Source organism: Chlorobaculum thiosulfatiphilum, assembly GCF_006265165.1.
GTDB lineage: Bacteria > Bacteroidota > Chlorobiia > Chlorobiales > Chlorobiaceae > Chlorobaculum > Chlorobaculum thiosulfatiphilum.
Genome location: NZ_VDCH01000029.1, coordinates 1 through 17,310, shown reverse-complemented (window position 1 = coordinate 17,310; position 17,310 = coordinate 1). Strand labels below are relative to the sequence as shown.

At 56.4% G+C, this 17,310-nt stretch carries 20 protein-coding genes; 12 read left to right on the top strand and 8 right to left on the bottom strand.

Annotated elements, in window-relative coordinates:
* Window positions 1–26: 26 nt before the first annotated feature.
* On the bottom strand, window positions 27–962 hold the full coding sequence (locus FGF66_RS10755) for a hypothetical protein (protein ID WP_139457639.1): 936 nt from the start codon (window positions 960–962) through the stop codon (window positions 27–29).
* Window positions 963–1,077: 115 nt separating this feature from the next.
* On the bottom strand, window positions 1,078–1,644 hold the full coding sequence (locus tag FGF66_RS10750; protein WP_139457638.1) for a nitroreductase family protein: 567 nt from the start codon (window positions 1,642–1,644) through the stop codon (window positions 1,078–1,080).
* Window positions 1,645–1,852: 208 nt separating this feature from the next.
* Here FGF66_RS10750 and FGF66_RS10745 point away from each other — a divergent pair, with 208 nt between their 5' ends.
* A complete protein-coding gene (locus FGF66_RS10745) occupies window positions 1,853–2,413 on the top strand; it encodes an NADPH-dependent FMN reductase (RefSeq protein WP_139457637.1) in 561 nt (186 codons plus the stop codon).
* A gap of 3 nt (window positions 2,414–2,416) precedes the next feature.
* Here FGF66_RS10745 and FGF66_RS10740 read toward each other — a convergent pair whose 3' ends face one another.
* From FGF66_RS10740 to FGF66_RS10720, 5 genes are all read right to left on the bottom strand, one after another.
* Window positions 2,417–3,667: a tetratricopeptide repeat protein gene (locus FGF66_RS10740; protein ID WP_246046670.1), complete on the bottom strand. Its 1,251-nt coding sequence runs from the start codon at window positions 3,665–3,667 to the stop codon at window positions 2,417–2,419.
* 44 nt (window positions 3,668–3,711) lie between these two features.
* Window positions 3,712–3,984 (bottom strand): hypothetical protein, encoded by a 273-nt coding sequence (locus FGF66_RS12690; RefSeq protein WP_170181333.1) that lies wholly within the window; start codon window positions 3,982–3,984, stop codon window positions 3,712–3,714.
* Between the two features lie 188 nt (window positions 3,985–4,172).
* The gene (gene proB / locus FGF66_RS10730; protein WP_139457635.1) at window positions 4,173–5,258 is read right to left on the bottom strand and encodes a glutamate 5-kinase; all 1,086 of its coding nucleotides are present in this window, start codon (window positions 5,256–5,258) and stop codon (window positions 4,173–4,175) included.
* A gap of 11 nt (window positions 5,259–5,269) precedes the next feature.
* Entirely contained in the window at window positions 5,270–5,596 is a 327-nt protein-coding gene (locus tag FGF66_RS10725; RefSeq protein ID WP_139457649.1) for a DMT family transporter, read from the bottom strand.
* A gap of 14 nt (window positions 5,597–5,610) precedes the next feature.
* The gene (locus tag FGF66_RS10720; RefSeq protein ID WP_139457648.1) at window positions 5,611–6,045 is read right to left on the bottom strand and encodes a Fur family transcriptional regulator; all 435 of its coding nucleotides are present in this window, start codon (window positions 6,043–6,045) and stop codon (window positions 5,611–5,613) included.
* A gap of 339 nt (window positions 6,046–6,384) precedes the next feature.
* On the opposite strand from FGF66_RS10720, the gene def reads away from it, so the two are divergent.
* The 4 genes from def (at window position 6,385) to lepB (ending at window position 10,786) form a co-directional block, all read left to right on the top strand.
* Window positions 6,385–6,948, top strand: coding sequence for a peptide deformylase (def, locus tag FGF66_RS10715; RefSeq protein ID WP_139457634.1), 564 nt, complete (start codon window positions 6,385–6,387; stop codon window positions 6,946–6,948).
* 9 nt (window positions 6,949–6,957) lie between these two features.
* Window positions 6,958–7,896, top strand: coding sequence for a methionyl-tRNA formyltransferase (fmt, locus tag FGF66_RS10710; protein ID WP_246046671.1), 939 nt, complete (start codon window positions 6,958–6,960; stop codon window positions 7,894–7,896).
* 119 nt (window positions 7,897–8,015) lie between these two features.
* A complete protein-coding gene (gene lepA, locus FGF66_RS10705) occupies window positions 8,016–9,833 on the top strand; it encodes a translation elongation factor 4 (protein WP_139457647.1) in 1,818 nt (605 codons plus the stop codon).
* A gap of 110 nt (window positions 9,834–9,943) precedes the next feature.
* On the top strand, window positions 9,944–10,786 hold the full coding sequence (gene lepB, locus FGF66_RS10700) for a signal peptidase I (protein ID WP_139457632.1): 843 nt from the start codon (window positions 9,944–9,946) through the stop codon (window positions 10,784–10,786).
* Here lepB and FGF66_RS10695 read toward each other — a convergent pair.
* Window positions 10,780–11,190: a hypothetical protein gene (locus FGF66_RS10695; protein WP_139457631.1), complete on the bottom strand. Its 411-nt coding sequence runs from the start codon at window positions 11,188–11,190 to the stop codon at window positions 10,780–10,782. The genes lepB and FGF66_RS10695 overlap by 7 nt on opposite strands.
* A gap of 168 nt (window positions 11,191–11,358) precedes the next feature.
* Between FGF66_RS10695 and trpE the strand changes: the two genes are divergently transcribed.
* The 7 genes from trpE to FGF66_RS10660 all read left to right on the top strand — a co-directional run bounded on the left by trpE (window position 11,359) and on the right by FGF66_RS10660 (window position 17,151).
* Complete coding sequence (gene trpE, locus FGF66_RS10690) at window positions 11,359–12,873, top strand: anthranilate synthase component I (RefSeq protein WP_139457630.1); 1,515 nt, start codon at window positions 11,359–11,361, stop codon at window positions 12,871–12,873.
* Between the two features lie 403 nt (window positions 12,874–13,276).
* Window positions 13,277–13,756 (top strand): transcription elongation factor GreA, encoded by a 480-nt coding sequence (gene greA, locus FGF66_RS10685; RefSeq protein ID WP_139457629.1) that lies wholly within the window; start codon window positions 13,277–13,279, stop codon window positions 13,754–13,756.
* Between the two features lie 24 nt (window positions 13,757–13,780).
* Entirely contained in the window at window positions 13,781–14,005 is a 225-nt protein-coding gene (locus FGF66_RS10680) for a hypothetical protein (RefSeq protein ID WP_129050532.1), read from the top strand.
* Window position 14,006: 1 nt separating this feature from the next.
* Window positions 14,007–14,759 (top strand): triose-phosphate isomerase, encoded by a 753-nt coding sequence (tpiA, locus tag FGF66_RS10675; protein WP_139457628.1) that lies wholly within the window; start codon window positions 14,007–14,009, stop codon window positions 14,757–14,759.
* Between the two features lie 645 nt (window positions 14,760–15,404).
* On the top strand, window positions 15,405–15,734 hold the full coding sequence (locus tag FGF66_RS10670) for a hypothetical protein (RefSeq protein ID WP_139457627.1): 330 nt from the start codon (window positions 15,405–15,407) through the stop codon (window positions 15,732–15,734).
* 44 nt (window positions 15,735–15,778) lie between these two features.
* Entirely contained in the window at window positions 15,779–16,312 is a 534-nt protein-coding gene (locus FGF66_RS10665; protein ID WP_139457626.1) for a hypothetical protein, read from the top strand.
* Between the two features lie 218 nt (window positions 16,313–16,530).
* Window positions 16,531–17,151 (top strand): transposase, encoded by a 621-nt coding sequence (locus FGF66_RS10660; protein WP_139457625.1) that lies wholly within the window; start codon window positions 16,531–16,533, stop codon window positions 17,149–17,151.
* Window positions 17,152–17,310: the final 159 nt, after the last annotated feature.

Here is a 17,310-nt window from a genome sequence, read left to right as displayed (position 1 = left end):
TTTGGATCGGGCAATGCCTGAGCGGTTTACTTTCTCAGGTAATTAAAGCTCGGGTTTGGACGGCCCACAAAGCAGGAGCGGGTGAAGCCATATTTCCTGATGATGGTAAATGCCGTTCTCGCTTCGCTCTCCTTGTCGCCGAAATCGAAAATCCAGTGGCTGCCATCGACGATCTTCCAGCGTCCGCCAATGTTTTTGACCTCGATGGTGTTGGGGTTGAAGCTCACGCAATCCTCGCCAGGCATGCTTCCCTGAGGAGCGTTGCCGTTCACCAGCAGGTAGCGGAAGCTCGGATCGGGGCGGCCAACGAAGCAGGAGCTGTCCATCCGGTAATATTTGATGACCTTCAGCGCATTCAGAGCCTCGACTCGTTTGTCTCCGAAGCTGAAAAGCAGATGATTGCCGTCAGCAATCGTCCAGTTTCCGTTAATGTTTCTGACGGTCGTGCTGGCCGGATTGAACGAGAGGCAGTCTTCACGGAGCATCGGGCCAGGCATGGGCATCGGGCCGGGCACAGGCCGCATCGGCATCAGGCGAAGCTGCCGCCTGAAGGTGTAGGTCTCTTTGTAGTCGCTGCGGTTGCTGCGGTCCGTGAAGCGGGTAAACACCTCGGCGCGAATCATGTTGTTTCCGGCGGGCTTGACGATGACGAGCGTCTGGCTGAAGGCGGTGCTGAATACGGCTGAAACCGCCTGCGCCGTGGGATTGACCGGAGCGGAAACGTTCGACGCGTAGGCGTACGCATCGACTTCGCCCCAGTCGCAATCCTGCGGATGGCACTTGCCCCAGGCGTGCATGCTCAGGTTGTTGGCGTTGCCGTCGATGACGAGGGTTGTGATGCCCCGCGTGTTCGGGTCGGTGTTTTTCCAGTTGCCGGTCATCTGGTTGAGAGCAGCGAAGCTGATCGAATGACAGAGCAGGAACAAGAACGCCAGCGTGGAGGAAAAAATGGTTCTTTTCATGTCAACTCCTGTTTGCGGATTGAAATCGTTTCAGTGTCAGCGCGTTCGGTAATACATCAAAAAGTTAGAGATTCTTCAGGTCAATAAAAAGGTAACAGGGGTGCTTTTCAGGCGCTCACTCCATGATGGTGACGCAGTCGGCATTTTTCGGTGGAGTTTCGGGCCAGGGTTCCGCCGGATAACCGAAAGCCGCCGCCGCGTAGGTCTGGTGGCCTTCCGGGAAGGCGATGCCAAGTTCCCGGAAAATCGCCTTGCCTTTTTCGGTGGCGTGGAGCATCATGACGGCATTCATCCAGCAACTGCCGATGCCGAGCGACGTTGCGGCGAGCAGCATGTTCTCCGTCGCGAGTGTGCAGTCGTACTGCGCGGCCAGCGCCGAGGGGTCGCCAGAGATGATGACGAGCATCGGAGCGTGGTAAAAGACGCTGAACCCCTCCTGTTTTGCGATCTCCCGCAGCGCCTCGACCTTCGATTCAAGGAACGCGCTTTTGCAGTGCTCTTCGAGCTTGCCGAGCAGCTCCGGATTGCGGATGACCGTGAAGTGCCACGGCTGCTGGTTCATGGCGCTGGGCGCGTGACGTGCGGCTTCGAGCATCAGGTCGAGATCGCTCTTTTCGATCGGATCGGGACGGTAGGCGCGCACGCTGCGGCGTTTGAGGATTGTCGCTATGGTTTCGTTCATGGCTTGCGGGATTTGAGTTTGTCGTCGGAAGCTTTTCGATAATGAGAAATATAGAATCGGGAAGGCCGATCTTCAATCGGATGCTGGAAAAGCCGTGAGGCGGCTGTTCATGAGCTGTCCACGGCGAGTGATCGTTGCCTTGTATTGAAACCAAATGTAGGCGTGGGACGTTCGGGCTAAGTATCGAAAAACTCTATCCCATCACGCAATGAACACCTATCGTATCGCCGTGGTTGTCGGCAGCATCAGGAAGGAGTCGCTGAACCGGAGGCTTGCCGACGCGCTTGTCAGGCTCGCGCCTGCCGATTTTTCGTTTCATGACCTTCGCATTGACGACCTGCCGCTTTACAACCATGACGACGAAGAGCATCCGACCGAAGCGATGCAACGGTTGAGGCGAGAGATTGCCGGTTCCAGTGGCGTGATGATCGTCACGCCCGAATACAATCGCTCGATTTCCGGTGCACTAAAAAACGCCCTCGATCACGGATCACGGCCATACGGCCACAACTCCTGGGAGGGCAAGCCTGCCGGAATCATCGGCCTCTCGTCTGGCGCGTGCGGCACGGCGATGGCCCAGCAGCACCTGCGCAACATCCTCGCCGTGCTCGATGTACCGACGCTCGGCCAGCCCGAGGCCTTCATCGGCTATTACGAGGGACTGTTCGACGAGGAGGGCAACATCGGCCCGAAAAGCCGCGATTTTCTGCAAGGCTGGATGGATCGGTTTGCCGCGTGGGTGCGGCTGCACGCGGGTGGACGAGCGTGAGGGTTACTTCGCGGCTTTTTTCTTTTCAAGCAAAGCGTTCAGGTTGTTTCGGATTTTTATTGTGGTTGGATGGTTCGGCCCAAGCGTTTTTTCATCGATAGCCAGAGCGCGTCGGATGAGAGGCTCAACGTCGTCATACTTGCCCTGATCATAACGTAAATTCGCCAGATTGTTCAGGCTTGAAGCAACGTTAGGATGATTGGGGCCAAGCGTCTTTTCGCCGATAGCGAGAGCGCGACGGTAGAGCGGTTCAGCGTCGGTGTACTTGCCCTGATCATGCAGTAAACTCGCCAGATTATTCAAGTCGCTTGCTACTCCGGGGTGGTTTGGGCCGAGAGCTTTCTCATCGATAGCGAGAGCGCGCCGATAAAGCGGTTCAGCTTCGTCGTACTTGCCCTGCGTTTTCAGCAAAAGCGCCAGATTGTTTAGCCATGTGGCCACGTCAGGATGATTGGGGCCGAGCGCTTTTTCGCCGATAGCGACGGAGCGTCGGCACAGCGGTTCAGCGTCGTCGTAGTTGCCCTGCTCAGAGAGCAAAAGCGCCAGATTGTTCAGACGAATGGCAACATTAGGATGCTCTGGGCTGAGAGCTTTTTCATCGATAGCCAGAGATTGTCGGAGTAACAGTTCAGCTTCAGGGTATCGCCCCATTTTCCAGAGTATCCCGGCATGGGCATTGAGATAGAACGGATTCTCGTCTTCGATGGCCGCGGCTTTACTGTAATAGCGTTCAGCTTTGGTATAGTTGATTTGCAGTTCGTAATTTTGCCCTTGCAGATAATCAACTTTCGCGAGGTCCTGCCTCAAATTCATATGTTTATCTCGGAACTCGCTCAATAAACGATTGACTTCGTCGTAGTTGAAGTCGTTTCTTGCGACTTCGATTTTGGGAATCATGGCTTTAAGTTCTTCGCCGACGTTGCCCTGTTGCCACAATTTTTGCAAGTCGATTTCTGCCTGCACCACCTTGTCGAGAAAGTTTGAGAGGTCTTCCCAGAATTTCGCCCGGCTGTAAGCGTTGAGCTGCTCCACATCCTTGCCGCCGTGAGCGGCGCGAACCAGCTTCCTGAACGCGGGATTCTCTTTGGTCGCCTCCCAGTCCTGTCGCAGAATGAGTTTTCTGTATTCGTCAAGTTGTTTTACGCTCAATCCGCGATACACTGTAACATTACCACCAGCAACGATGTTTTGATTGCCATGGATGGCTGTTGTAGTCGTCGAAGCGGCATTCAGGGCGGATGTCATCGCGGACATGAGTGTTATTGTTCCGACAAGAACGCCAGTTTTGATCGGTTTTCTCATCTCTTTTCGCCGTGAATCGTGACGTTTTTTCCCGCATGGATATTATTGTCACCGTTAATGATAGTGACGTTTCCTTCAGTTTTTTCAACAGTTTGTGACGGCGGGTTAGCAGGCTTTGAGGTTGGCTGTGTTGCAGGAGCTGTTACGTCTGGCTTAACGGATTGCGGTTCCGGCCTGTTTGGAGTCAGCCAGCCGAAAAAGCCGGTGATGATCGCGCCAATGATCGTTACGATTCCGCCGATGATCGCGATTTTTACTTCTGTTTTCATGAGGAGAGGAATTGAGGTTAAAACAGCAAAACCTTATTGGTGTTAAGATAATGCGGAAATACTGCGCGGACAACGGGTTGGGGGAGATTGCGGGGGTTGGGAAGAGGGCAGCCGTGAGGGACTGCCCCTACAGAAGTTTTTTCTGGAATCAGAAGATGCCGTGCAGGCGATCGGCGCTCCCAGGGTTCTTACGGCACGATATACAAATGGTCGTAGTGAATCACCGGTCTGTGGCCTTTTTGGCCCATTGATGATCTTGCTTTTTCGGCGGTGCAGGAGGCCATGCCGTAGCCGATGACTTTGCCGTCTTCCGAGCAGATGCGGATGACGTCGCCGCGCAGGAACGAGCCTTCGACACCGGTGATGCCTACAGGCAAAAGGCTCGTGGCCCGCTCGCCGGAGGTGAGGGCGTCGATGGCGCCCTGGTTGATGATGACGGCTCCCTTCTCAAGTCCTTCGCTGAGGGCGATCCAGCGCTTGCGGCTGTGCTCCGGTTTTTGGGCGATGAACTTCGTGCCGGTTCTTTCGCCGTGCGCGATGGTCTGCAAAATGCCGGGGGTGGTGCCGTTGGCGATGTGCACGGTGATGCCGAGGCGCGAGAGTTTGTGCGCAATGGTGCACTTGGTGAGCATTCCGCCGCGCCCGAACTCCGATTTGCCGGGGCGGATGTACTGGCTGAAGTTCTTCGAGCCGGGGTCGATCTCCTCGATCACCGGGTTGCCCTCCGTCTGCGTGTCGAACAGGCCATCGACGTTCGAGAGAATGATGTGCGCGTCAACCTGCAACATCGAGGCGATGAGGCCGGAGAGTTCGTCGTTGTCGGTGAACATCAGCTCGGTGACCGACACGGCGTCGTTCTCGTTGACGATGGGCACAATCTTCTGCGCGAGCAACGCCTCGAAGCAGGTGCGCATGTTGAGGTAGTGCTGCCGGTCGCGGAAGTCGCCCTTGGTGACGAGAAGCTGCGCGCCGAGCATTCCGTGCTTTTCGAAGCGGCTGTTGTAGGCGTTGATGAGCCGGATCTGCCCGGTGGCGGCCAGCACCTGGCGCGTCTCGACCGGCGTGAGATTTCCGGAGAGCGACACCATGCCGCGCCCCGCGCCGACCGCGCCGGAGGTGACGAGAATGACCTCGACGCCGCCCTGCATCAGCGAGGCGATCTGCGCGGTCAGGCTGTCGAGAATCGCCGGATCGAGCTTGCCGTCGCGGCCCGTGATGACGTTGGTGCCGACCTTGACGACGATGCGCCGGTAAACCGGATGTTGATGACTCATGCCTTTTGGCCTTACTTCATGTGTTCCTGACTGAAATGCAATCCGGCGATGCCCGCGATGATGAGAAGCAGGGAGATCACCTTGAGCGCGTTCATTCCCTCTCCGAACCAGAGCACGCCGATTGCCGTGATGAGCGCCGTGCCGAGCGCCGACCAGATGGCGTAGGACATGCCGACCGGCAGCGTTTTGAGCGCCAGCGTGAGGAAGGTAAGACTCAGGCCGTAAAAAACGAAAATCAAAACCGATGGCAGTGGTTTCGAAAAGCCCGCCGAGAGCTTCATGCTGGTGGTGCCAAAGACTTCGGCGACAATGGCCAGGATCAGGTAGAGCCAGGGCATGGGTTCGGGGATTTTCAGGCGTTCTCTTTGCACTTCTCCTTGACCTGCCGGGCGCAGGCCTCCTTGTCGATGCACTCGCCAAAGAGTTGCAGGCTGAAGCTGCCGAGCGAGTAGCCGTGTTCCCGGCAGAGCTTTTCCATCATCCCGCCCAGTTCGCTGCTCGTGGCCTCCGATACTTTGCCGCACTTCAGGCAGATGATGTGCAGGTGATTGGCCACGCCCCACGATTTTTCGTAGTGGGTGTGCTTGTGGCCGAGGTCGATTTTGGTGACGAGGTTGTATCTGAAAAGCAAATCGAGGGTGTGATAGACCGTGGCGCGTGAAATGGCGACTCCCTTTTCGCGCAGCCGCACGAACAGCTCGTCGGCGTCGAGATGGGTGTTGGAACGGTAAATTTCCCTGAGCACACTCAGGCGCTCCCGGGTGCACCGGAGTCGCTCCTCTTTCATGAATGTTTTGAAGAGGCTTTCGACCTTTGCCGTTGTGTCGCCGCCTTTGTTGCTCACCGTTTCTTCGTTGCTCTTGCGATTGGCTGTTGCTTGCTTTTCAATTGCTGCAATGTACCGTTTTTTCCCCTGAATTCCCTGTCGATGCTGAACGGGCGCGGTTCGAGCGATGCGTACGGAAAAAGGGTTGAAAATCGTACATTGGACTTTTTTCAAGCTTGCTGACGGGGCAACTATCAGGAGTTCCAAAGGGTTTCTTGAATGCGGACTGGTTTTGTCCGCTTCCGTATCAGCAGGGCTGGCGCTTCAGGTCGTCAGCGCAATTCAGGACAGAGAAGTGCAATGATATTACCGATCAATACGTATAGCGATGAGGTGCTCACCTTGAAGGCCAAGCCTTTGAAGGGGATCGATTCAGCAATCGAGGAGCTGATCGCCGAGATGTTCGACACCATGTACAAAGCGCCGGGTATCGGGCTTGCCGCGCCGCAGGTGGGGCAGTCGCTGCGCCTGGTCGTGGTGGATATTTCCACGATCAGGGAGTATGCCGATTTCAGGCCGATGGTGGTGATCAATCCCCGCATCGTCTCTGTGCGGGGCCGCAACTTGATGGAGGAGGGGTGCCTCAGCCTGCCTGGCGTCGCCGGTGACGTCGTCCGCCCGTCGGCCATAACCCTGCACTACCGCGACGAAAAGTTCGAGGAGCATACCGCCGATTTTCACGGTATGATGGCCCGTGTGCTTCTGCACGAGATCGACCATCTCGACGGCAAGCTCTTCGTCGATCGCATGGACAAGCGCGACCGCCGCAAAATCCAGAAGGAGCTGGACGCCATCGCCGAGGGCCGGGTGAAGGCCGATTATCCGCTGGCCCGCGACGCCAGCCGTGTCGAAGCGGAGGCCTGAACGGTGGGGTTGAGAGTTGTCTTCATGGGGACGCCGGAGTTTGCCGTCCCGTCGCTCCGCCGCGTCGCCGCCATGACGCCGCGCTTCGAGACGGTGCTGGTCGTCACCGGCAGCGACAAGCCGCGCCGCAGCAAGAACTCGCCGCCGGAGCCGACGCCGGTCAAGCAGGCGGCGCTCGAACTGGGGCTGCCGGTGCTGGAGTCGGACGATGTTCGCAGCCACGACTTTGCCGCGCGAGTCGCCGCCGCCCGGCCCGACGTGATCGTGGTGGCGGCTTTCCGCATCCTGCCGCCGGAGGTGTTCGAGCTGCCGCCGCTGGGCGCGTTCAACCTGCACGGCTCGCTGCTTCCCGCGTATCGCGGAGCCGCGCCGGTCAACTGGTCGATCATCGAGGGTGACGCCGAGACCGGCGTGACCACCTTTTTCCTCCGGAAGTCGGTCGATACCGGCAACATCATCACGATGGATCGCACGCCAATCGCTCCGGACGAGAATGCCTTCGAGCTGCTTTCGCGTCTGTCGGAGATCGGCGCGGGCACGGTGGAGCGCACGCTCACGATGATCGCCGACGGCGCGGTGACGCCGCAAAAGCAGGATGAGCGACTCGCCACCAAAGCGCCGAAGCTGACTCGCGAAAACACCCGCATAGACTGGAACCAACCGGCGCAGCGCCTGCACGACTTCATCCGCGGCCTCTCGCTGAAGCCCACCGCCTGGACGACCTTCGGCGGCAAAAGTCTGAAAATCTACAAGGCGAAACCATCCGCCATCGAAACCGCGCCGGACGGGCCGGGTACGCTCCGCATCGTGGACGGGCGGTTGCTGGTTGCCGGTTCGGACGGATGGCTCGAACTGCTCAGCGTACAGGCCGAAGGCAAAAAGGCGATGGACGGCGAATCGTTCGCCAGAGGTCTTCGCGCCGGAGACGAGACGCTTCGCTTTTTATGAGCGCTGCCGGGCGGTACGTCACGATTTTGTTCGTATATTCATCGATTTGATAATTCAGGTCGGGCAGCTTTGCGACCGGGCCGTTTTGCAACCACTATCACTTGTCAGGACATATACTTATGCCTCCGTCAGGAACAGAAGTCGGCATGATCAGAAACTTCTGCATTATCGCCCATATCGACCATGGTAAATCGACGCTCGCCGACCGGCTTCTCGAAGTGACCCATACCCTTGAACGCAATCAGATGTCCACCGCCCAGGTGCTCGACGACATGGATCTCGAGCGCGAGCGCGGCATCACCATCAAAAGCCACGCGGTGCAGATGCGCTACAAGGCGAAGGATGGCCAGGACTACATTCTCAACCTCATCGACACGCCCGGCCACGTCGATTTCAGCTACGAGGTCTCGCGCTCGCTGGCCGCCTGCGAGGGCGCGCTGCTCGTCGTCGATGCCACCCAGGGCGTCGAGGCGCAGACCATCGCGAACCTGTACCTGGCCATCGAAGCGGGTCTCGAAATCATTCCGGTCATCAACAAGATCGACTTGCCCTCGTCGGATGTCGAGGGAGTGGCGCAGCAGATCATCGATCTGATCGGCGTCAATCGCGATGAAATTCTCCAGGTGTCGGCCAAGGCGGGCATCGGCGTGGACGAGCTGATGGAGGCGATCGTGGCGCGCGTACCCGCTCCGGCGGACAACCGCCAGATGCCGCTTCGGGCGCTCATCTTCGACTCGGTGTTCGACGCCTATCGCGGTGCGATCGCCTACGTCAGGATCGTCGATGGCGTACTTCGCAAAGGCGACCGGGTGCGCTTTTTCGCCAACGACAAGATTTTCATGGCCGATGAAATCGGCACCATGAGCCTCAAGCGCAATTCGGCGGATACGCTCGAAGCGGGCAACGTGGGCTACCTGATCTGCTCGATCAAGGATGTCAAGGATGCCAAGGTTGGCGACACCGTGACGCTGCTCGACAATCCCGCCTCGGAGCGGCTCGCCGGTTACAAGGATGTCAAGCCGATGGTGTTCAGCGGCCTCTATCCGGTCGAGTCGAATGAGTTCGAGGACTTGCGCGAGTCGCTCGAAAAGCTCTCGCTCAACGACGCCTCGCTGGTTTATACGCCGGAGACCTCGGCGGCGCTCGGCTTCGGTTTCCGCTGCGGCTTCCTCGGCCTGTTGCACATGGAGATCATCCAGGAGCGGCTGGAGCGCGAGTACGGCGTCAACATCATCACCACGGTGCCCAACGTCGAGTACCGCGTCATCATGACCACCGGCGAGACGGTCGAGGTGGACAACCCCTCGCAGATGCCCGAGACGACCAAAATCAACTGGATTGAGGAGCCGTATGTTTCGATGCAGATCATCACCAAGTCGGAATACATCGGCAACATCATGAAGCTCGGCATGGATCGCCGCGGCGAGTACAAGAACACCGACTATCTCGATACGTCGAGGGTGAACCTGCACTTCGAGTTTCCGCTGGGCGAGGTGGTGTTCGATTTCCACGACAAGCTCAAGTCGATCTCGAAAGGTTACGCTTCGATGGATTACGACTATATCGGCTATCGCCGTTCCGACCTGGTCAAGCTCGACGTGCTGCTCAACGGCGAGCCGGTCGATGCCTTGTCCTCGATCGTGCACCGCTCGAAGGCCTACGAGTGGGGCCGCAAGCTCTGCCAGAAACTCAAGAGCATCATTCCCCGCCAGATGTACGAAGTGGCGATCCAGGCGGCCATCGGCAGCCGCGTCATCGCGCGCGAGAGCATTTCGGCGATGCGCAAGAACGTGCTCGCCAAGTGCTACGGCGGCGACATCAGCCGTAAGCGCAAGCTGCTCGAAAAGCAGAAAGAGGGCAAGAAGCGCATGAAGCAGGTCGGTCGCGTCGAGATTCCGCAGGAGGCGTTCCTCGCCGTGCTGAACATCGACGAATAACAGTAGCGGCCAGAAAAATCGGCGCGGTTGCGCTGGAAAACCGCATTGCCCGGCGTCTGAAAAGCCGTGCGGTTTGGCAATTGCGGCAACGCATTCAAAAGAGGTAAAGCGTGAAAAAACAGAACACAACCCCAAAAGGAAAAAACGGCAAGACGCAGTCGCGCGAATGGTTCGAGGCCCTCGTCATCGCCGCCGTCGTGGCGACGATTCTCCGGCTTTTCGTTGTCGAATCGTACCGGATTCCGACCGGATCGATGGAAAAAACGCTGCTTGCCGGCGATTTTCTCTTTGTCAACAAGTTCGTTTACGGGGCCAGGGTGCCGTTCACCGATATCCGGTTGCCGAAGCTCCACAATGTCGAAAGAGGCGACATCATCGTCTTCAAGTTTCCCCGCGACCGCAGCCTGAACTACATCAAGCGCTGCATCGCCCTGCCGGGAGACAAGCTCGAAATCCGCAACCAGCAGGTATTCATCAACGACAAGCTTTTTGCGCTGCCGCCCCATGCGCAGTTCATCGGCGCCCGGATGCCGCCCGGCGTACCGGAGTTCCAGATTTTCCCGAGCATGTCCGATTATAACAAGGACAATTACGGCCCGATCCATATTCCGCGTGAAGGCGACGAGGTTACGCTTTCGGCCAAAACGCTTCCGCTCTATCGCGACCTGATCGCCTACGAGGGGCACACGGTCAGTCTCGTCGGTGATCAGGTGTTTGTTGACGGGCAGGCAATGGGTCGTTATACGGTCAGCCGCAACTACTATTTCGCGATGGGCGATAACCGCGACAACAGCCTCGACAGCCGTTACTGGGGTTTTCTGCCGGAAAGCGACATGGTGGGCCAGGCGATGATGGTCTATTGGTCATGGGATCCCGATCTGCCGATCGTGTTCGATCCGGTTGAAAAGATCGCCTCCATTCGCTGGAATCGCATGGGGCTGGTGGTTCACTGACCGCTGTTTGAAAGGATGGCGTGGCAGACCTTGCGCAGGGCGGGGATTTCGTCTGCCGGTCTGAACGGGAAGAAGCTGAGGTCGGGGCACTCGATCCGAAGTTCCGCGATTTCGAGGGGCGACGGCTTTGTCCCATGGTTTTCAGTGCCGCCGATCGGGGTGAGTTCCAGCTTTTTGAGCATCAGCGAGTTCAGGTCGGCCCCGGACCGCAGCGAGCCGATGTCGATCTGGAATCGCTGACCGGCTTCGGAGATGAAAACCCGCTCCAGATGGCCCTTGATCGTGTGGTCGAGGTAGAGATTCATCGCCAGCCAAACCACAAGGTAGGTCGAGGCGAAAATCATGCCCGGTGAGAGTATGAATGCGGTGAACCATTTCAGGGCGGAACCGCGTTCCTGTTTCATGGCGACAACTTCTTTTTTACTTTTTCGAGAACCAGTTTAATAGTCATCGCTCTTTATGATGATTGCCGGTAGCCTGAATACGTTGCAGTAGTCACAGCATTCAATATAGAATCAGCGAGGCTTCCGTCATATGATTTTTTTACTTTATCTGTAGCATTCAATAAGTTCATGATCAGATCTTTTTCGGAGCATTCGGCAGACCTTGCCGAGGAGCCATCTTTTCGCCTGACCCCCCTGGTCAGAACCTTCCAGGCCGATACGGAAACTCCGGTATCGGTGTATCTCAAACTCCAGCGCCCCTACTCCTGCCTGCTCGAATCGGTCGAGGGGGAGGAGCGCATGGCCCGTTACTCCTATATCGCCGTCGATCCGGTGGCCGTGCTGAAAGGCATGGTCGGCGGTGAGGTTTCGCTCGACGTGCGCGACGAGCGCTTCGCGACGCTGTCGCCCATTGTTCAAAAAGAGCGCGACCTTCGCGCCGTCGTGGATCGCTGCATGGCGATGTTCACCTCCGGAGAGCTGCCGCGCCGCAAGAGCGGGTCGCAGCAGATGAGCACCTCCGGCGTGTTCGGCTACTTCGGTTACGATACCCTGCATCTCATCGAAAAGATTCCCGCGCCCGAAAAGCCCGACCCGGCGCAGATGCCCGACCTCTGCCTGCTCTTCTGCGATACGCTGGTCATTTTCGACAACGTGATGCGCAAGCTCTTTCTGGTGGCCAACTATCTCGACGACGCCGATCGCGCTCGCGCCGAACGCAAGATCGACGAGCTGGCGGCGCTCTTGCAGGAGCCGCTCGTGCCCGCCCTCGTGCCGTTCCAGCCGGAGCAGCCGGAGCCGGTCGTCTCCAACACCACGCGTGACGAGTACTACGCCAAGGTGCTCGAGGCCAAGGAGTACATCCTCAGCGGCGACATCTTCCAGGTGCAGATTTCGCAGCGCCTGAAGCGCAAGCTGCACACGCGCCCGTTCGACGTCTATCGCGTACTCCGCACGATCAATCCGTCGCCCTATCTCTACTTTTTCGACTTCGAGGATTTCCACGTTGTCGGCTCCTCGCCCGAACTTCTGGTCAAAGTCGAGCGCGACCACGCCGGACGCCGCATCGTCGATACCCGACCCATCGCCGGAACGCGACGGCGCGGCGAGACGTTCGACGAGGACGAGCGCAACGCCCAGGAGCTGATCTCTGACGAGAAGGAGCGGGCCGAGCACCTGATGCTCATCGACCTGAGCCGCAACGACATCGGGCGCATCGCCAAAATCGGCACGGTCGAGACCAACGAGATGATGGTGATCGAAAAGTACTCGCACGTCATGCACATCGTCAGCAACGTCCGGGGCGAGTTGCAGGATGGCCTGACCGCGATGGACGCTTTCTGGTCGTGTTTCCCGGCGGGTACGCTCACCGGCGCGCCGAAGGTGCGGGCGATGGAGATCATCTACGAGCTGGAGACGGAGAAGCGCGGCCTGTACGGCGGCGCGGTGGGCTACCTCGATTTCCGGGGCCAGCTCAACACGGCCATCGCCATCCGCACGATGGTGATCCGCGACGGCGTGATCTATTTCCAGGCGGCGGGCGGCATCGTGGCCGACTCGACGCCAGAGTTCGAATACGAAGAGACCATGAACAAAATGAGGGCGGGACTGACCGCTCTCGAAAGTATCGAGAAATCGCTCTGATGAATTTCAATGCTCGATGTCAAGATTATGCGCAGAGCGTGGCGATGTTCAAGACCGCTGCCTGTCGATTTCCGGGCAACTCCGGCGGCCAAGGCGCGGCTGAAGAGTGGAAATGTCATTCGAATGCAACGGACGCCCGGTGAAGGGCGAGGTGGATTATCCCGGTCGAAAAATGGAGATCAGCTTTTCCTGCTCGTCGAGCGTGGATGGCGCGGGAGGTATTTTGCGTTTAATCTCTGATGCTCTTTGCCTACAGGATAAAGTTTCCTAAATTGCTCTAAAAGAAGTAAAGTCGGCCAGGCTGCTGACTTTACTTTTTTTTGTTTGCCAAATGATCCATTGCTGCTGTGACGTCTGGTGATCATTCGCTCCTCAGCATCGCCAACCAAAACCATGAATAGACATGAGTGACCGAATTTATCTGACACGGGATGGGTACAACCGGCTCAAGGAGGAGCTTCACCTGTTGACGGCCGAGACCCGCAAGGAGGTGCTCGAAAAGATCGCCGAGGCTCGTTCGCATGGCGACCTGAGTGAAAACGCCGAGTATGACGCCGCCCGCGAAGAGCAGTCGCATCTCGAAGCGAAAATATCCGACCTCGAAAACAAGCTTGCATCGGCCACCATTCTCGACCCCAAGCAGATCAAGACGGACAAAGTCTATATTCTCACCTCGGTCAAACTGCGCAACCTGCAAGTTGATGACGAGATCATCGTGTACACGCTGGTTTCATCGGAGGAGGCCGACATGGACCTCGGCAAAATCTCCGTGCGCTCTCCCGTCGGACGCTCGCTGATCGGCAAATCGGTGGGCGACAAGGTCAGAATCAGCGTGCCGAAAGGGGAGTTGCATTATGAAATCCTCGATATTTTTGTTAAATAGCGGGCCAAATCAAACACCATATCCATGGGCAAACGACAGATAATCTATACAAACCGGCAGATCGGTGGAGCGCGCGAACTGCTCGACAAGGAGATCAACCTGATTACCCGCGAGCAGCGTGTCTGGCACGGCTACGTCACGGCAATCGATCAGGACAAGATTGAACTCAAGGACTCCCGCTTCTGGAAGCACACTTTCAAGGTGGCCGATATCGATAAAATTTACAGTGAAGTCATAACCGATTACTGATATGCGCAGAAAAATTGTGGTTGGCAACTGGAAGATGAATAACACCATCGCCGAGTCTGTCGATCTGGCAACCGCGATTGCCGAGAAGGTTGGCGGTGACGGCGTGACTTGCGAAGTTGGTATCGCGCCTGCATTTCCGGCATTGTACGAAGTTGGCAAGGTGATCGAATGGAGCGGCATCAAACTGGCCGGTCAGAACTGCCACTACGAGAACGACGGTGCGTTTACCGGCGAGGTCTCCACCCGGATGCTTTGCGCCGCCGGATGCGGCTACGTCATTATCGGCCACTCGGAGCGCCGTCAGTATTTCGGCGAAACCAGCCAGATCGTCAATCGCAAGGTGCAGAAGGCGCTTGCCGAGGGTCTGTCGGTCATCATGTGCGTCGGCGAAACGCTCGACGAGCGCGAACGCGGCGTGACTGGCGAAGTCATCACCGCTCAGGTGGTCGAGGGACTGGCTGATGTTGCCGACCTTACCAATCTTGTCATCGCTTACGAACCGGTCTGGGCCATCGGCACCGGCAAAACCGCCACCAAAGAGCAGGCGCAGGATGTTCACGCGATGATCAGGGCCAAGGTCGCCGAACTCTACGGAGAGCAAGCCGCGAGCCACCTCAGAATCCAGTACGGCGGCAGCGTCAAGCCCTCCAACGCAGCAGAGCTGTTCGCCATGCCGGACATCGACGGCGGCCTCATCGGCGGCGCGAGCCTCAGCGCGGACGACTTCATGGCGATTGTGGAGGCGGCAGGGTAAAAAGCAACGGCTTTATATTTCAGCTTTTAAAGGCTGCTCAGTGATTGGGCAGCCTTTTTGTTTTTATGGGGGCTGATTCAGGCCTGCGTAGAGTTCGCTGTTGATCTCGAACCTCCACGATCCCTTGCCGACGGTGACGATGCGTTACGCTAAGAACGAGGCTGCTGCTGGCGATGCCCCGACAAAATCACCTTCCGCGCCTCGCAGAGCTTGTTCACGGTGCCGAAAGCGGTGAATGATTTCCGGGGGGATATTGCCGGTGAGGGTGGGGTAGTGATGGGGGTTGGTTTTGTCGGTGGATTTGCGGTAAATTCTTTTTTTGAGAACAAACGCTGATTGGTCGGTCGCGTTTGAACAGATGAGTGTTATGCTGATCCGTATAATACCCCAGCATAAAATTCGGTGATGGATGTAAGGCTTTAAAATAGAATGTATTATCTGATTTTATGACTGGCGATAGCTGGCGGCTTATGCTGACACGACTCAAGAATCAGATTTCTTATACGGAACCATATAAACACTGTTAGACCAGAAATACAGTACTCGTGGTTAACCAGCAAGATAAGGCATGACTCGCCGTTGAAGCTCGCATTAGGCCAAATGCTTGCCCGCGCGCTATTGCATCGCAAAACGGAGTAATAATAGATGAATGAACTGACAATAGCAATAACCATCTTGACGGCCGTTGTACAGGTGTTGGCTGTCTTGAGAAAAACCTGGGAGGAAGTACGGAATTGGGGTAACTTTGTAGCTTGGCTCATTGTTATTTTGTTTACGTTGTTTTTCCCTCAGGGATTCGTGCTGTACATTGCGTTACCGTACATAATTCAAGCAGTATCTGAATCCACTTGGGAGCAGAATCCGCTCAAATGGGGAATTGCTTTGTCAGCTTCAGCAATTGGCTCTATCGTTCCCTTCCTCTGGGCAATATATCTGCTTCCCTTTATCACGCACTACTTTAGAAGTAAACGTTAAAAATTCAAGTCTCAGATAACCCACATTCACGAAGGAGGCAGACCATGAAATTCTCTCGAATCGCAACAGTATTAATGCTTGGGTTTGCCTTATGTCTTTGGGTAACAGGTTGTGGACAAAGACCGCCGCGCGATGTACCAGTCACGTTCGCACTTGGGGGAAAACTTCATGTATTCGCATCTCCTGATCATCTAGCACAGGCAGGTCTACCTCAAGACGCCAAGACATTTATCATCGGTACAGGGGCTATAGCAGATAAAGCCATTGATTTGGGCGAAGGCGTCCAGACCATTCAGCGATTGAAGATCAAGATCACTTACGAGTATCATGCGGATACGTCTAATAACCCTGCTACTCTTGAATTCGTAATCAAGGACTCGGATGGTAAGTCCATCGGGGCGCCTCTCACACAGGATTTTCGACCGAGTACCCGGAATACGCAGCTCGATAATGAATTTGTTTTCGACATTAACCGCGCATACACCAAGCGGGATGTAACGATCCAAGTCAAGCCTGTTAGTGCTGGAGATTTCGGGTTCTTTATTTATGCGCTTAGTGGAACTCTAACAGTTCGATAGACAGTGACTCAACCTGATTTACGATGTCGGTCAGCAAGCGGCACGTGCAGGTTGCGATCAGGCGCACGACGGCCGGTTTGGGGCTTGGTGGGGTGGGCAGGGTCGGCGTCCGCTGCGGGGCCCGCCTAACATCAGTTCCAGCCGACTGCCTGAGCTTGCCGTCACGTGCAGCACGGGGTCGCGACCGGCGCGGCTGAACATCGCCGTTATGATCCTCGATGAACTACTATCATCAAAAACATCATCGACGTTCGATTCGGTTGCCCGAATATGATTATTCAAAAGGCGGTGCGTATTCTGTAACGATTTGTACTCGCAACGGCGACCTGATATTGATAAACCCGCCAAAACTTGTACCTGCTGTAGGGGTGGCCCTCGCGGCTACCCAGTCTCCCGAAATGTTTCCCAATCTCGAACCCGACACTGCACACCTGTTAGAACTGACGCCAATCGGTGAAATTGTGGATCGCAATTGGCGAACGTTGACTGAGCGTTTTCCGATGGTGTCGTTGGATGAATATGTGATTATGCCGAATCATCTGCATGGCATTGTGGTCATCAATGAACAGGATCAATCGGAGCAGTGTGATGCCGAAAAGAGGGTAGGCGCGAGGCCTACCCCTACACTTGGTGCGGTGGTTGGGGCGTTCAAATCGATGTTGGTCCACGATGTTCTTGTTTACATAGAAGAGAACGGTTTGGATATGATCGGGAAAATCTGGCAGCGGAACTACTTTGAACGGGTCATCAGAAATGAACGTGATCTGGACAACATCAGAACCTATATCAGAAACAATCCCAGGAATTGGGACCGAGACGACGAAAATCCGGCAAGGTGATCGCAACGGCGATCCAATATCCTCGAAACCAAAAACCTGCTGTAGGGGTAGCCCTCGCGGCTACCCATTCTTACGAATCTCCGGGTCTGTTCAACTAAGTGTGTAAACGGTCGTAATCAAACGGGAAGCCGTCCTTCGAATTTAATGGAAAACTGGTTG

Coding starts and splice junctions, on each gene's coding strand:
- FGF66_RS10755 (WP_139457639.1), bottom strand. CDS start 962: ATGAAAAGAACCATTTTTTCCTCCACGCTGGCGTTCTTGTTCCTGCTC.
- FGF66_RS10750 (WP_139457638.1), bottom strand. CDS start 1,644: ATGAACGAAACCATAGCGACAATCCTCAAACGCCGCAGCGTGCGCGCC.
- FGF66_RS10745 (WP_139457637.1), top strand. CDS start 1,853: ATGAACACCTATCGTATCGCCGTGGTTGTCGGCAGCATCAGGAAGGAG.
- FGF66_RS10740 (WP_246046670.1), bottom strand. CDS start 3,667: ATGTCCGCGATGACATCCGCCCTGAATGCCGCTTCGACGACTACAACA.
- FGF66_RS12690 (WP_170181333.1), bottom strand. CDS start 3,984: ATGAAAACAGAAGTAAAAATCGCGATCATCGGCGGAATCGTAACGATC.
- proB (WP_139457635.1), bottom strand. CDS start 5,258: ATGAGTCATCAACATCCGGTTTACCGGCGCATCGTCGTCAAGGTCGGC.
- FGF66_RS10725 (WP_139457649.1), bottom strand. CDS start 5,596: ATGCCCTGGCTCTACCTGATCCTGGCCATTGTCGCCGAAGTCTTTGGC.
- FGF66_RS10720 (WP_139457648.1), bottom strand. CDS start 6,045: ATGAAAGAGGAGCGACTCCGGTGCACCCGGGAGCGCCTGAGTGTGCTC.
- def (WP_139457634.1), top strand. CDS start 6,385: ATGATATTACCGATCAATACGTATAGCGATGAGGTGCTCACCTTGAAG.
- lepA (WP_139457647.1), top strand. CDS start 8,016: ATGCCTCCGTCAGGAACAGAAGTCGGCATGATCAGAAACTTCTGCATT.
- FGF66_RS10695 (WP_139457631.1), bottom strand. CDS start 11,190: ATGAAACAGGAACGCGGTTCCGCCCTGAAATGGTTCACCGCATTCATA.
- trpE (WP_139457630.1), top strand. CDS start 11,359: ATGATCAGATCTTTTTCGGAGCATTCGGCAGACCTTGCCGAGGAGCCA.
- greA (WP_139457629.1), top strand. CDS start 13,277: ATGAGTGACCGAATTTATCTGACACGGGATGGGTACAACCGGCTCAAG.
- FGF66_RS10680 (WP_129050532.1), top strand. CDS start 13,781: ATGGGCAAACGACAGATAATCTATACAAACCGGCAGATCGGTGGAGCG.
- tpiA (WP_139457628.1), top strand. CDS start 14,007: ATGCGCAGAAAAATTGTGGTTGGCAACTGGAAGATGAATAACACCATC.
- FGF66_RS10670 (WP_139457627.1), top strand. CDS start 15,405: ATGAATGAACTGACAATAGCAATAACCATCTTGACGGCCGTTGTACAG.
- FGF66_RS10665 (WP_139457626.1), top strand. CDS start 15,779: ATGAAATTCTCTCGAATCGCAACAGTATTAATGCTTGGGTTTGCCTTA.
- FGF66_RS10660 (WP_139457625.1), top strand. CDS start 16,531: ATGAACTACTATCATCAAAAACATCATCGACGTTCGATTCGGTTGCCC.